We start from the raw sequence: 12,904 nt of genomic DNA on the forward strand, positions 1-12,904 counted from the left end.
GGTGCTCATTCTGGAGAGCGTCTCCCCAGGCCTCCGTGGCGAGATCACCCGCTGGCTGCTCGAGCTCAAGCCAGGAGTATTCGTCGGCACTCTGTCGGCCATGGTTCGGGATCTTCTCTGGGAGAAGGTCTGCAACGAGGCGGCTGACGGCGGATGCGTCCTGGTGCATCGGGCGGCGAACGAGCAAGGCTTCGCGATTCGTATGGAGGGGCGCACCAGCAAAGTGGTTGAGGATTTCGAAGGGCTCCTCTTGATGAGAGTGCCAGAGTGACCGGGCCCGTGCCAAGCGTCGCCGCGCATGTGCGTTGACGCGCCGTGACGGGTGTGTTCGGCGCCCGCGTCGGCCCGCCCCCGGGCACGTTGCTGCTGAACTCTGCACCGGTTTGGAGAGTCCACGGGCAGCGAGGATCGAGTTATTGATCGAGTAGCCGCCGCACATCCTCCACCACATCCCCGGGCCCACCCCGAACGCATAGCTCAGCCGCAGCCGTGCTGCGGGGTCAATGAGGAAGAGCGCGGCCCTGTGGTTCATCCAGTACCCGTCCGGGGCGGTGGCGTCGGCGACCCGCTCGGCGTAGACGCCGTAGGCCTCGCGCACCTGAGCGAGATCTGCGGGCGTGCCGGTGAGGCCGACGAAGCTCGGGTCGAAGTAGGCCAGGTACCGGCGGAGCCCTGTGGAAGATGCTCAAGGGTGGCCTGGGTGAGAGGGGATCGGCACCGGTGGATGGGGAGACGAGCGGGGCGCCCAGCCACCCTCGGGTGTGAGGGATCGGGCTTGCCCTGCTCGCAGCTCCCCGCTTGTCGTGCATCCGCAACCTGGCCCCTACCGGTAAACCTTGCTCAGCTCCAGCGCCTGGCCCAGGTGGAGGATGCCCGCACCCAGGCCGTCGGTGGCCAGGGGGTCGCCGTTGGGCAGGCCGTCGGGTGGCGGGGTGGCGGAGCGAGCCAAGAGGTCGAGGACCACCCGGTCGATGCCCCGCTCCAGGGTGACGCCGGCCGGCCAGTGGGAGATCGCCTGGAGCATGAGGGCCGAGGCGCCGGCCACCAGGGGCGTGGAGAAGGAGGTTCCCGCGTCCATGGCCACGTAGCCCGAGAAGGCGGCCTCGGGGTGCGAGGCGGCCATGCCGATGAGGTCGTCGGTGTCTCCGGGGCCGGGTACGCCCAGGGCCTCGCCGCCGGGGGCGGCGATGTCGCCCCGGTGCGAGTAGCTTGCCCGTTGGCCCGCGCGGGTGGCGGCCGCGACGGCGATGGTGTACGGAAGCGACGCGGGCGGCTGGGCGGCGGGGATGGCCGACGCCTTGGCCGCCACGGCCGCGGTGTTCCCGGCCGCGGCACACGTGACGCCGCCCTGCTCGGCGAAGGCCATGAGCGCTTGCGCGAGGACGCCGTCGGTCCCCGAGGCGGGGCAGGTGCTTCCCAGGCTGAGGTTCATCACCGCGAACCGGCCCCGGCTACGGGTGGCGAAATCGGCCACAGCCCGCAGGAGGCCGAAGAGGTCGCCCTCGCCTGCATCGTTCAGCACCCGGTAGAGGTGGATCTCCGCGGCCGGGGCCACGGCGTGAACCAAAGAGGCACAGATGAGGCCGTGATCGGAGAGGTCCCGGAACTCTGTCCAGGAGGGTGTCACCAGGCCCGGAGTGGGTGCGCCCGGGTGGATGGTAAGCCAGGCGGGAGGGAAGGGGGTCGGGCTCACGCGGCGGGCGGGGGCCGTGTCCAGCACGGCCACCATCACCTGGGCCCCGTCTTCTTCGGGCGGGAGCAGGCGCCGGCCCGTCTCGTCGGTCAGGCCGATCATGCGAAAGGCGGGCTGGCTCAGGAAGAGGCGCTCCCCCCCAGCGGGGTCCTCGCCCACGTGCATCACCCGGCGAGCCAGCGTGTCGGTTTCCCACTCCAGGGGATCTCCGACGATGCAGTGGGGTTCCACGTGCACGGCGAGGCCGGCGTCGGCCGCCAGCGCCCTCAGGCCGTCGGCCGCCTCTTCCAGGGCGCCGGTGGCCGCTGGGCCCAGGACGGGGCTGCGCTCGCTGCCCTCCCCTGCGGCCAGGGCCGGAAGGCGCAGGCGCACCACGTCCACGCTGGCTGTACCCGGCGCGGGAGGTACCCCCGCCCAGGGGTCGCCCGAGACAGGTGGCCGCCTGCGGAAGGATCGGGACGCAGGAAGGGCCAGCCGGTCCAGGAGATCCAGGCGCGTGCCCGCCGCGGGGGCTCGTTGGAGCAGCTGCTGCACGTCGGCCTCTAGGCCGAGGATGAGTACCTCGCCGGGCACGTATCGGGGGCGCCGGGGCCGCAGGTTCGCAATGCCGTGGATGCCTCGCATCATCGTCTTCGCCTCCCGTGAGATCGTCCACGCACGTCCGCGGGGTCAGAGGGGGCCGGCCGCCCCCACCAGGCCGAAAGCAGCCCAGAAGAAGGGGTGGCTCCACCGCGAGCGCAACATCTGGTTCTGGGCCGAGCGCAGCGCGCCCGCCTTGGTCGCGCCGTCCAGGAGCGCGGCGTAGAAGGCGCGCATGAAGGGCACGGTGGCCGCGTCGCTGATCCGCCAGCGGCTCACCACCAGGGAGCGGCAGCCGCCCATGAGGAAGCCCGCCGCCAGACCTGCCAGCTCGTCCGCCTGGGTCACGTGCCCCGCCCCCGACTGGCAGCTGCTCAGCACCGCCAGGGAGGCGTGCAGCCGAAGCTGCGCCGCATCGCGGGCGGTGAAGGGGCCGTCGGCCAGGTGGAGGGCGGAGAAGCGGGGGCTCTCCATGCGAAACTCGCCGTGGGCCGCCACGTGCAACAGCCGGGCGCCAGGGTCTGCGAGGGCACCGGAGACGGCCCTGTCGCCCGTGAGAGGCCGGGTGCCCAGCAGACCGGCCACCTCCTCCGCCTCGGCATCGACCCCGGGGAGCAGCCCTCCGGGCGAGTGGGCGAGCACCAGAGCGTTGCGGGCCGGCGGCGACCGGTGGGCCGCATCCCGCTCGGCCTCGGTCACGTGCCGCCACAGGGCGACCGAGGGGGCCAGAACCGTCTCCTGGTGTTCCACCGCGTGGACTTCACCGTCGAAGAGCGCGGCGAAGGGGACGGTGTGGAGGAAGCCGTGCGGTACCACCAGCACCCGCTCGAGGCTGGCCAGGGTATCGCCGAAGGGCCGGTAGAGGTGGTCGTGAAGGCGTGCGAGCAGGGCCCGGGCGTTGGCGCCCAGGGCGGCCAGAGAGGCCGAGCCGGGCCGGCTCAGGGCCGGGCCGAGCTGCTGCACGGCCTGGGCGGTCGCCTCGGCGTTCAAGTAGAAGAGCGACAGGTTTCGGTGCACGGGCTCGGCGGAGCCCAGATCCAGCGCGAGGCGGAGCCCCCGCCGGTCCGAGAGGAAGCCGAGGATCCGGCTCCGGGTGACGAAGTACTCCAGGACGCCCTCGCCCCGGGCCAGGCGGAGCGGCCCGCCGGGGGCGTGCGAGATGCCCGCGGCCGGGTGCCGCGCGGCCCGGAGGAGCTCGAGCTCGTCGGAGAGGGCGACGATGCGGCTCTCCAGCTCCCGGCGCCGGTCGGCCGTGGCCAGGGAGGCGGGCGCGGCGCGCAGGCCCATGTCCTTCTGCTCGGCGTCGGGCAGGGGCAAGGCCGGGGCGCTCAGGCTGCGGTACGCCCGTTGTGCCTCGGCCAGGTCGCCGAGCAAGCGGGTCTCCCGGGGGTCCTCGGCGGGACCGTCCGTGTCGGGGGCGACCAGGAGGTCCACCAGGGTGCGGGCCTTGATGCGGTCCACCAAGCGGTGGGCGTCGCGGGGCCGCCCGCTGCCCCAACGCGCCTCCACCAGGTCCTGATAGGCGCTGGCCCGGCCATCGAGGAAGGTGGCGCGGAACGCTGGTTGGAGGGTCACCCGCAGGCGCTCGGCCAGACCGATGGCCCGGGTGAGATGCCGGGCGGCGCCGGCTCCATCCCCCTGGAGGAGCGCGAGGCGACCCCTCTGATGGGCGAGCCGGAAGGTGAGGCCGGGCAAGCTCTCCCGCCGGGCGACGCGCCCGGCTCGAAGCAGCAGAGGTCGCACCTCTTCCTCGACGTGCACGTCCGGAACGCTCCCGGCGCGGCCCAAGAGCGCCTCAGCCCTGGCCAGGTCCGCCTGGGCCGCCGACGCGGCCATCTTGGTCTGGGCAAAGACACGCCCGGCGCTGGCCGCAGACGCCTCAGCCTCGGCCCACGCCCCGGCCCGCAAGGCCAGCTCGGCCTGCTCCAGATCCGTGTACGCGGCCCAGGACGCGTAGCCGTGCTCTGCAAACCAGCGACCAGCCTCCCGCAAGGCGGCTCGGGCCGCCTCCACCTCGCCGAGCCGGCCAAGCGCGACCCCCCGGTAGGTGTGCGCACAGGCCACCTCAAAGGGCGCTTGGTCCTGGGAGACCAGCCGGGCGGCGCTTTCCGCCCGCGCCGCGGTCTCCTCCAGGCGGCCCAGCTCCAGGTAGCAGGCGGAGAGGAAGAGCTCGCAGACCAGCACGTCCCGCGGCATCGAGTGCTCGGCGAAGATCGCGCGGGACCGCCCCAGAGCCACCAGGCTCTCGCCGTAGCGGCCCAGCTGCAGCAGGGCCGCGCCCTGCACCATGAGGCTGCGGGCGGTGGAGACGTGGAGCCCTTCGGAGGCGAAGAAGGCGCCGGCCTGCCGGGCGGCCTCCAGGGACTCGGCGAACCGGCCGAGCTGCTGCAGCACCACGGCCCGGCTGTGGTTGCGGCGGGCGTCGGCGGCGGGGTCCGGCGGGGCCAGCCGGGCGAGCTCCGCAGACCGGTCGTAGCAGGTGAGCGCCTTGGCGGGCCGACCCAGGTAGTAGTGGATGCCGGCCATGTTGCTGAGCAGGCGGGAGGCATTGGCGTGGCGGCCCAGGGCCTGGAGGACCTCGAGCCCCGCCTGGCCGGCCTCCAGAGCCTCGGCATGGCGGCCCACCTGGCAGAGCGCGGGGATGCGGGCCGTCTGGGTGGACGCCCACCCCACGCGGTCTCCCGCCCGCTCGAACTCCGACAGGGCCTGGTCCAGCATGGAGAGGGCCTCCTCGGGGCGACCGGCGGCCCGCAGCGTGTTTCCCCGAGCCCTCAGCGCCCGGGCACGCGCCTCGCCCGGCTCCGCCGCCCGCGCCAGGAAGGCCTCGGAGCGCTCCAGGGCGCGGGACAGGTCCGTGCGGAGCAGGCGCTTCACCTCTTCCTCCAGGGCGGCCGCTTCGTCGGGACCTATGGAGTCACGGTGTGGGAGCATCGGCGTCGCCCCTCGCGGAGTCCGTGCTAGGCCCCAACCGGATGCCCTTCACCCAGATGCGGGCTGCAGCGTGCTGCACCGCCAGGTCGTAGGCGCCCGCGGCCAGCCCGGCCAAAACGGCGTTCCCTGCGGGGTCCGTGCGAGCCGAGGCCACGATGTCCCCCTCGTGCCGCAGCCAGACGGGGAGATCGCCGGGGCTTCCCTCGACGGGCGCCACCAGCACCAGAAGGTCGAAACGGCCATGTGGGGCGGGCCTGGCCTGCAGGGCCACCATCGCCTCGTCCGAAGCGAAGGTGAGACCCAGGGCCGCGCCGCCTTCGTGCGACGGGGAGGCGCCACCCGGCGCCATCCGCCGTCCCGGAGCCCCTCGCACGCCCGCCGGAACAGGCATCGCAGGGCCGGAGATGCCTGCGCGCCCCGCCGTCTGGGGGCCCAGCAGGGAGGCAAGGGCGTCCGTCCACTGGAAGAGCCGTTCTTTGAAGGAGCCGGGCGCTCCGGGGGCCCGAGACGAGCTGAGATCCGCCGCCGGCGGCTCGGGGGTCTCGTCGGAACGCTCCAGGAACCGTTCCAGCAGCTCGAGCTCCTCCCGGCAGTGGGGGCACGTGGAAAGGTGGCGCGCGATGCGGGCCTGCTCCGGCCCTGTCGAGAGTCCCAGGCGGTGCTCGCCCAGGGTCTGCGGGGACGGGCAGTCGGAACGAAGGGATGCGGCGAGGACCGCCTCGAGAGCCAAGAGCTCTGCGCCGCTCGGTTCAGGACGCCGCGTGCCGCGGCCCTCGTGGTTCACGCGCTCACCTCCCCTATGGGTAACGCTCGGAACCCTGCGTTTCGCGTGCGCTCCGCCCGTGCGGGCGCGCCCTCGCGCGGCCCTCAGCCTCGCCGGGCAAGGAAGTCCTCGAGTTCGGGGCTCCGGGCGAGCCGCTCCAGCACCCGGCGCTTGAGGGTATACACTTCCTGCACTGACGCGAAGAGGGCCGGGAACCGCGCGGCGATCTCGCGAGGAGGCAGGCCGCGCACGAAGGAAGCCTCGAGCAGGAGGCGTTCCCTTGCGCCGCGCACCACCCTCGCCACCAGCGACCAGAGGGCATCGCGTTCCTCCGAAGCCAAGGCCTGATCCTCAGGGCCGGGCGAGGGATCCGGCAGGCTGGGAGTGAGCTCGTCCAGACGCTCGGAGGCCTTCGGCGCCGGCCCTCGGAGCTCGTCCATGATCACGCTGTGCACGCAGAGCTTGAGGTACTGGAGCAGGGCCGGCCCTTCCTGGAAGCGGGCGGCCTTTGCCGGATCAACGGCCTGCCAGAGCCGCTCCAGCGCCCGGTTGGTGAAGTAGTCGGCGTCCTCCCCCGAAAGCCGAAAGGAGGGGTGCGCGTGCACCCAGGCCTGGACGCGCGGCGACAGAACGGCGTAGAGCCGCTCCCAGTCGTCGTCGCGTCGTTGGGCCAGCGCCCTTTGGAGGAGGGCGACGGCCTCGGGCTCCACCGTCATCCCAATCGGTTCACCGACCCCCGGGGCTTCTTAGCCACGGTTTCGGTGTCTGGAAGCGCGTTCCTGCGAACGACAGGTGAGAGGCAGGCGATCGGCGGGTGGGCGGAGCGTGCCGGGGCTTCCGGCTCTCAACCCCGCCCCACCGCTTCACAGCCTGGCCCAACCGCTTGCCCGGGATGCCCCGGTCTGGTAACCTGATGGCCGGTATGTCGCTTCCGCCGGGACCAGCGGGCGGGACAGGCACGATGGGGCGCGAAGGCAAGAGAGGAGAGCGGGAAACACGTGGGCAGGGCCTTCTGGATCCTGGTGGCGGGGCGGTTCGTGAGCGCGCTGGGGGATGGCTTCTTCTTTCCCTTCACGGCGCTCTTCCTGAGCCGCGTGCACGGTGTGCCGCCAGCGGAGGTGGGGCTCATCATGGCGGCGGCGGGCCTGGGCTCCCTGGCGGGGAGGTTGCCCGGGGGCGCCCTGACGGACCGCATCGGCTTCAAGCCCGTGGTGCTGGCCGCCATGATCGGCGCGGGTGGAGCGGTGATCGCAGCTGGCTTCGCACCGAGCAAGGGCGGCTTCGCCCTCGCGTACGCCGCCCTCAGCTTCCTGGTGTGGGGGAGCTTCCCGGCCTTCACCCACGGGCTGGCCAGCCTGGCACCGGCCCATCGCCGCGAGGAGGCGTTCAGCATCATGAACCTGCTGCAGAACGCGGCCATCGCGATCGGGCCCTTGGTGGGCGCCTGGATGGTGGCCCGCGACTTTCGCCTGCTCTTCGTGGCCGACGGTCTCTCGTTCTTCGCGTTCGCGCTGATCGTCGGGCTCTTCGTTCCCGGGCAGCGAGCGTCGGGCGAGCGCGTCTCCCTGCCTGAGGGTTTGGGGGAGGCAGCTTCGACAGCGGCCGCGGATGCGGGGACGTCGGCCCCGATGCACGGCGGGCGGGCGGGGGTCGCCGGCCTGGTCCGGGAGGTGCGGCGGGTCTTCTGGTTGCCCCCGCCCTCGGAGGGACGGTTCTGGCGGGTCGCCGTGGGGTCGTGCCTCATGGCGCTCTTCTACAGCCAGATGGGCTCGGCGTTGCCCATCGACATCGAGCTGCGGTTCGGCAGGGCGGAGTGGTACAGCCTGCTCTGGACGGTGAACGGAGCGATGATCGCGCTGCTCCAGCTGCCCACGACCCGCTGGACGCACCATTACCCCAGGCGGGTGCGCATGGCGGTGGCGGCCCTGGTCTATGCGGCAGCGGGCCTGCTCTTCCTGGGCGCCTGGCCCGTGGCGCCGTACGTGGTCGCCTTCGTGGTGCTCACCGCGGGGGAAATGCTCTTCATGCCGCTGGTTCCCGCCGAGCTGGCCAGCGTCGCCCCGGTGGGACAGGGCGGGCGCTACCAAGCCGCCGGCAGCTTCGTCAACGGCGCGGGCTGGGCCCTGGGCCCGCTGGTGGGCGGCCAGATCCTGGGGCGCCTGGGCCACGACGCCCTCTGGTGGACCATGGTGGGCACGGCGCTCCTCGCGGCGTGGGTCATGCGCCCCCTCCCCGAACGGCCTTTCCACCCGATCGAGCCATCCTTCCCATGAGGATTCGACGGAATGCCAGGCAATCTTGCGCTACTCTGAAGGGGACCGCTCGTCCACGAGGAGGCGGTGGCGCTCCAGCGGCTGCGACATGATCCGGAGCTCCTGTCCGGCAGAGGCAGCAGGAATCGGCCTGCCGGTGGCGTATTTACCGCCCATACCGGAGTCTGAGCGGAGCCGAGCTGAGAAACGAAGAGCCGAGGCGAGTTCCCTGGCGGGCGATCTCCTTCGACGGCCCATCGCCCAGGGCGTACGGCACCTCCCGCTCGGGCCCTGACTCCGGCCACGGGCCCACCTTGAGCACCCTCCGGCTTCGCACGCGACCCGTGTGCGGAGCCTGGCGTGGTGGGGTCAACCTACTGCGTCTGGGGCCCGAGACCAACGAGGGAGGTTTCGTGGGTGTCCCATCCGTCCTCTTCCGTTCCTCGCATGCGATCCGGCTCTTCCCAGGGTCGTCTGAGTGCCCAGGACGTGACGTTGATGGCGCTCCTCCTGGCGGTGGGCGCGGTGTTGAAGGTGGTCACGCCGCCGCTGGGGGGCATCTCGCCCAACTGGATCGTCGCCCTCTTCACCCTGGCGGTGCTTCTGGTGAAGCCCACCTACGCCCAGGGCATCGGCCTGGGGCTGGTGGCGGGCGCCGTGGGCATGACGGTCTCGAAGGCGCCCATCCCATGGTTCCTGCTGGTGAGCGAGCCGGCCGCGGCTTTGGTGGCGGTCTTCCTGGTCCGATCGGGCCTCCACCGGTCCCTTCGCCTGGGCGCCGTGGCCCTGGGGCCGCTGGTGGTGTCGGCGCTGGTCACCTTCGTGAGCGGCCTGGTCTTCGTGGGGCTCACGGCGCTCTTCGTACCGGCGGCCGTCTTTGCCGCCATGATCACCACGGTGGTGGTGGTGAGTGCGGTCAACGCCGTGATCACCGAGGTGCTCTACCTCCCGTCGGCCCGCCTGCTGCGGCGCGGGGAGGCCTGAGGCGTGGAAGGATCGACGGCCCCCGGGCAGGTTCTGGTGGAGGCCCGCGGGCTCTCCTTCCGGTACGCGGGGTCCCGCCGGCCGGAGCCGGCTCTGGACGGGGTCTCCCTGACCCTTCGGGCGGGTGAGTTCGTGGGCGTCACGGGGCCCACGGGGGCGGGCAAGAGCACCCTCTGCGCCTTCCTGAACGGCCTGATCCCGCACACCCTGCCGGGCGAGGCCTACGGCCAGGTGCGCATCGACGGCCTTTCCACCGCGGAGGTGCGGCCCAACCGCCTGGCCCGCCTGGTGGGGAGCGTCTTCCAGAATCCGGAGGATCAGATCGTCTCCTTCCACGTGGACGAGGAGGTGGCCTTCGGGCCCGAGAACCTGGCCGTGCCTGCCGACGAGATCGGGCGCCGGGTACGGGAGGCCCTGGAGGCCACAGGCCTCTGGGCGCTGCGGGGAAAGCCCACCGCGGCCCTCTCCGGAGGGCAGAAGCAGCGGCTCGCAATCGCCGCCGTCCTGGCCTGCCGGCCGTCGCTGCTGGTGCTGGACGAACCCACGGCCGAGCTGGACCCGGCCGGAACCCGGGACGTCTTCGAGGCGCTGGCCCGCCTGAACGCGGAGCACGGCGTGACCGTGCTGGTGGTGGAGCACAAGACCGAGTGGTTGGCCCGCCACGCGAGCCGGCTGCTGGTGCTCGACCGCGGCCGCCTGGTGGCCGACGGGCGGCCCGCAGAGGTCCTGGGCGACCTGCCGGTCATGGAGGCCCTGGGCATCCCCGTGCCGGCCCGGATCCGCTGGGCCCGGCGGCGGGTGGATGGTGTCCCTGCCGGTAACGGCGAGGTGCGCCCTGCCTCCAAGGGTGGAGGCGAGGACCCCGGCGCCGCCATCGGGATCGGTGCCACGCCCCGAGCGACCACCGGCAACGGTGTGATCGTGGGAGCGGACGTGGGCGGCCCCCTGCTCGAGGTAGCGGGCCTGGTCTCGGGTTACGGCCCCGAGCCCGTGCTTCACGGTGTGGACCTGACCGTCCGCCGGGGCGAGATGCTGGCGCTGGTGGGCGAGAACGGGGCGGGGAAGACCACCCTGGTGAAGCATTGGGTGGGGCTCCTGCGGCCCCACGCGGGGAGCGTGCGGTTGGGGGGACAGGATGCGGCACGCCGTCCCGTCCACGAGCTGGCCCGGAGCGTCGGCTACGTCTGGCAGAACCCGGACCACGCCCTCTTCCTGGGCAGCGTGCGGGAGGAGCTGGCCTTCGGCCCGCGCAACCTGGGGCTGGGCGCAGCAGAGGTGGGCCGGCGCGTGGCTGCGGTGAGCGCCTCCCTGGGGCTCGACGAGCTGCTGGACGAGGATCCGGGCGAGCTCAGCCGCGGGCAACGGCAGCGGGTGGCCGTGGGCGCGGTGCTGGCCATGGAGCCCGACCTCCTGGTGCTGGACGAGCCCACCACGGGCCAAGACGCGCGGGAAAGCCGGGAGATCATGGACCTCCTGGCCCGAGTGAACGCCCAGGGCACGGCCATCTGCTTCATCACCCACGACATGGAGCTGGTGGCCCGGTATGCCCGCCGGGTGGTGGTGGTGGCCCACGGCCGGGTCCTGGTTGACGGGTCGCCCCGGCAGGTCTTCGCCAGCCCGCGGCTCCTGCAGGAGGCGGGCCTCGATCTGCCGCCGGCCACCCGCCTGGCCCGCGAGCTCCTGGGCGAGGGAGCCCCCGTCTGCCTCACCCTGGAGGAGCTGGAGGAGACGCTCCGGGGTGCCGCAGGGGTCGCGGGCGGGAAGGGAGGTGAGGCTCGTGCGGGGGTGGCTCCAGTACCTCCCGGTTCCTTCGCCCGTCCATAGGCTCCACTCGCTCACCAAGCTGGCCTGGGCGGTGGCGGTCTTCGTGGTGGCGGTGGCCCTGCGCCCGGTGTGGGCCCTGGCCCTGCTCTACCTCTCGGTCCTGGCCGTGGCGGCGGCCGCACGGCTGCTCGGGCCGAACCGGGCCTACTACGTCTCCCTGGGGGTCTTCGGCGGCGTGATCCTCCTGGGGCAGATTCTCTTCGACCACCCAGGCAGCACGCTGGTGGCGCTCGCACCGACGCACTGGCCGATCCTGGGACCCGCCCTCCGGATCACGGACGTGAGCCTGGTCCGGGGCCTGCAGATGGCCCTTCGAATGCTGGCGGTGACGGGCGTCTTCCCCGTGCTGCTGGGCGCCACCCAACCACGGGACCTGGTGATGGCGCTGGTGGAGCGGCTGCGGGTTCCCTACGACTACGCCTTCCTCTTCGTGACCACCCTTCGCTGGATGCCCATGCTGGTCGACGAGTTCGACCAGGTGCAGCAGGCCCAGCGCTCGCGGGCGTACCGCCCGGCAGGGCGCGGCCCCCTGGCAAAGGCCCGGGCCTATGCGCCCCTGGCCGTGCCGCTGGTGCTGCTCTCCATGCGGCACGCCCAGCGGCTGGCGGTGGCCATGGAGACCCGAGGCTACGGTGCCGGTGAGCGCACCTACTGGCGGCCGGCGGTCATGGGTACGGCCGATCGAGTGCTGCTGGCACTCCTGGCGCTGGTGGGTGGTGTCGCGGTGGCGGGGGCGTTCGGGGTCTTGCGGTAGGCCTCATTCTCCAGCGGGTGCGGCTCCTCCTCACCACCCACGGCGCCAAAGGCCTGACCGATAACGACGTCCAGCTGGCCCGGCGGATCGAGGCGGTGGCGCTGGCGAAGTAAAGGGTCGCCTCGGGACGCGGCCGAGCCCCAGGACCGGGAAGGGGTGGATCCCTTGATAGACGCAGCGTTCCTCTCGGACCTCTTCGGCCTCGACGGGCACGTCGCCCTGGTGACGGGCGGCTCCCGGGGGTTGGGTCTGGAGATGGCCGAAGCCTTGGGTCGGGCCGGCGCCCGGCTGGCCCTGGTGGCCCGCCGCGCCCAGTGGCTGGACCCGGCGGTGGAAAGCCTCCGGGCCGCGGGCATGGAAGCGGCGGGGTGGACCTGCGACGTGGCGGATCCGGACGGGGTGGCCCGGGTGGTGGAGGCGGCCGAGGCCGAGCTGGGGCCCATCTCGGTGCTGGTGAACGCGGCCGGCCGCTCCTGGGGCGCGCCCGCGCTGGAGATGCCCCTGGAGCGCTGGCGCGAGGTGATGGAGGCCAACGCCACGGGCGCGTTCGTGGTCTCCCAGGCGGTGGGGCGGCGGATGCGGGTCCGCGGCTACGGGCGCATCATCCACGTCACGTCGGTGGCGGGCCTCGCGGGCTCCCCGCCCGAGGTCCTGGACGCGGTGGGCTACAGTGCGAGCAAGGGGGCGATCGTGGCCTTGACCCGCGACCTGGCGGTCAAGTGGGCCCGCTACGGCATCACCGTCAACGCCATGGCACCCGGCTACTTTCCCACCCGCATGTCCGCGGCCGTGATCGAGCAGGCGGGCGAAGCGCTCACCCGTGCGGTCCCCCTGGGACGGGTCGGCCAGGCGGGAGAGCTGAGGGCGACGGTGCTCTTCCTGGCCTCCCGGGCCTCCTCCTACGTCACGGGGCAGATCCTGGCCGTGGACGGGGGCATGTCCGCGATGTAGGCGAGCATCGTGCGTCTTGCTCCGGCCTCATTTCCCCAAAGAGCGTCCTTGGGCCCCTCGCTTCCTCCCCCACACCATGCTGTCGCCAGCCTCCAGTCGAAGATGGAAGTGCTTCCGTTGGGAGACGCTATCTCCGAGACCGGCATGAGGGATCGGTGTGCTGCACCGTACTC

The 12,904-nt window shown here is 72.6% G+C and carries 11 protein-coding genes and 1 pseudogene; 7 read left to right on the top strand and 5 right to left on the bottom strand.

The window, feature by feature from the left end:
* Position 1 precedes the first annotated feature (1 nt).
* On the top strand, positions 2 to 271 hold the full coding sequence (gene cas2e / locus LIP_RS06765) for a type I-E CRISPR-associated endoribonuclease Cas2e (RefSeq protein WP_198409760.1): 270 nt from the start codon (positions 2 to 4) through the stop codon (positions 269 to 271).
* Between the two features lie 228 nt (positions 272 to 499).
* On the opposite strand, the pseudogene LIP_RS20455 reads toward cas2e, so the two are convergent.
* The 5 genes and pseudogenes from LIP_RS20455 to LIP_RS06785 all read right to left on the bottom strand — a co-directional run.
* Positions 500 to 658: pseudogene (locus tag LIP_RS20455) on the bottom strand (SCO family protein); the annotation flags it as partial.
* Between the two features lie 165 nt (positions 659 to 823).
* Positions 824 to 2,320, bottom strand: a complete 1,497-nt coding sequence (locus LIP_RS06770; protein ID WP_068136000.1) for a S8/S53 family peptidase — start codon at positions 2,318 to 2,320, stop codon at positions 824 to 826.
* A gap of 42 nt (positions 2,321 to 2,362) precedes the next feature.
* The gene (locus LIP_RS06775; protein WP_068136004.1) at positions 2,363 to 5,203 is read right to left on the bottom strand and encodes a CHAT domain-containing protein; all 2,841 of its coding nucleotides are present in this window, start codon (positions 5,201 to 5,203) and stop codon (positions 2,363 to 2,365) included.
* Positions 5,187 to 5,987 carry a hypothetical protein gene (locus LIP_RS06780; protein WP_068136008.1) on the bottom strand — a complete coding sequence of 267 codons (801 nt, stop codon included), beginning with the start codon at positions 5,985 to 5,987 and terminating at the stop codon, positions 5,187 to 5,189. Before LIP_RS06780 ends, LIP_RS06775 begins: the two co-directional genes overlap by 17 nt.
* Positions 5,988 to 6,070: 83 nt before the next feature.
* Positions 6,071 to 6,682 carry an RNA polymerase sigma factor gene (locus LIP_RS06785; protein WP_068136011.1) on the bottom strand — a complete coding sequence of 204 codons (612 nt, stop codon included), beginning with the start codon at positions 6,680 to 6,682 and terminating at the stop codon, positions 6,071 to 6,073.
* 282 nt (positions 6,683 to 6,964) lie between these two features.
* On the opposite strand from LIP_RS06785, the gene LIP_RS06790 reads away from it, so the two are divergent.
* The 6 genes from LIP_RS06790 (at position 6,965) to LIP_RS06810 (ending at position 12,731) form a co-directional block, all read left to right on the top strand.
* On the top strand, positions 6,965 to 8,239 hold the full coding sequence (locus LIP_RS06790) for an MFS transporter (RefSeq protein WP_068136014.1): 1,275 nt from the start codon (positions 6,965 to 6,967) through the stop codon (positions 8,237 to 8,239).
* Positions 8,240 to 8,665: 426 nt separating this feature from the next.
* Positions 8,666 to 9,202, top strand: coding sequence for a tryptophan transporter (locus tag LIP_RS06795; protein ID WP_331456634.1), 537 nt, complete (start codon positions 8,666 to 8,668; stop codon positions 9,200 to 9,202).
* A 3-nt stretch (positions 9,203 to 9,205) separates the two neighbouring features.
* Positions 9,206 to 11,026: an ABC transporter ATP-binding protein gene (locus LIP_RS06800; RefSeq protein ID WP_068136020.1), complete on the top strand. Its 1,821-nt coding sequence runs from the start codon at positions 9,206 to 9,208 to the stop codon at positions 11,024 to 11,026.
* Positions 10,980 to 11,780 carry an energy-coupling factor transporter transmembrane component T family protein gene (locus tag LIP_RS06805; protein WP_068136023.1) on the top strand — a complete coding sequence of 267 codons (801 nt, stop codon included), beginning with the start codon at positions 10,980 to 10,982 and terminating at the stop codon, positions 11,778 to 11,780. Before LIP_RS06800 ends, LIP_RS06805 begins: the two co-directional genes overlap by 47 nt.
* Before the next feature lie 17 nt (positions 11,781 to 11,797).
* Positions 11,798 to 11,893 (top strand): 4a-hydroxytetrahydrobiopterin dehydratase, encoded by a 96-nt coding sequence (locus LIP_RS20460; RefSeq protein ID WP_158509584.1) that lies wholly within the window; start codon positions 11,798 to 11,800, stop codon positions 11,891 to 11,893.
* A gap of 52 nt (positions 11,894 to 11,945) precedes the next feature.
* The gene (locus LIP_RS06810; RefSeq protein WP_198409761.1) at positions 11,946 to 12,731 is read left to right on the top strand and encodes an SDR family oxidoreductase; all 786 of its coding nucleotides are present in this window, start codon (positions 11,946 to 11,948) and stop codon (positions 12,729 to 12,731) included.
* Positions 12,732 to 12,904: the final 173 nt, after the last annotated feature.

This window comes from Limnochorda pilosa (assembly GCF_001544015.1).
Classification (GTDB): Bacteria; Bacillota; Limnochordia; order Limnochordales; family Limnochordaceae; genus Limnochorda; species Limnochorda pilosa.

What these genes read in the sequence shown, in the direction of transcription:
- LIP_RS06770 (WP_068136000.1), bottom strand. Translation starts at nt 2,320, where the DNA reads ATGATGCGAGGCATCCACGGCATTGCGAACCTGCGGCCCCGGCGCCCC.
- LIP_RS06775 (WP_068136004.1), bottom strand. Translation starts at nt 5,203, where the DNA reads ATGCTCCCACACCGTGACTCCATAGGTCCCGACGAAGCGGCCGCCCTG.
- LIP_RS06785 (WP_068136011.1), bottom strand. Translation starts at nt 6,682, where the DNA reads ATGACGGTGGAGCCCGAGGCCGTCGCCCTCCTCCAAAGGGCGCTGGCC.
- LIP_RS06795 (WP_331456634.1), top strand. Translation starts at nt 8,666, where the DNA reads ATGCGATCCGGCTCTTCCCAGGGTCGTCTGAGTGCCCAGGACGTGACG.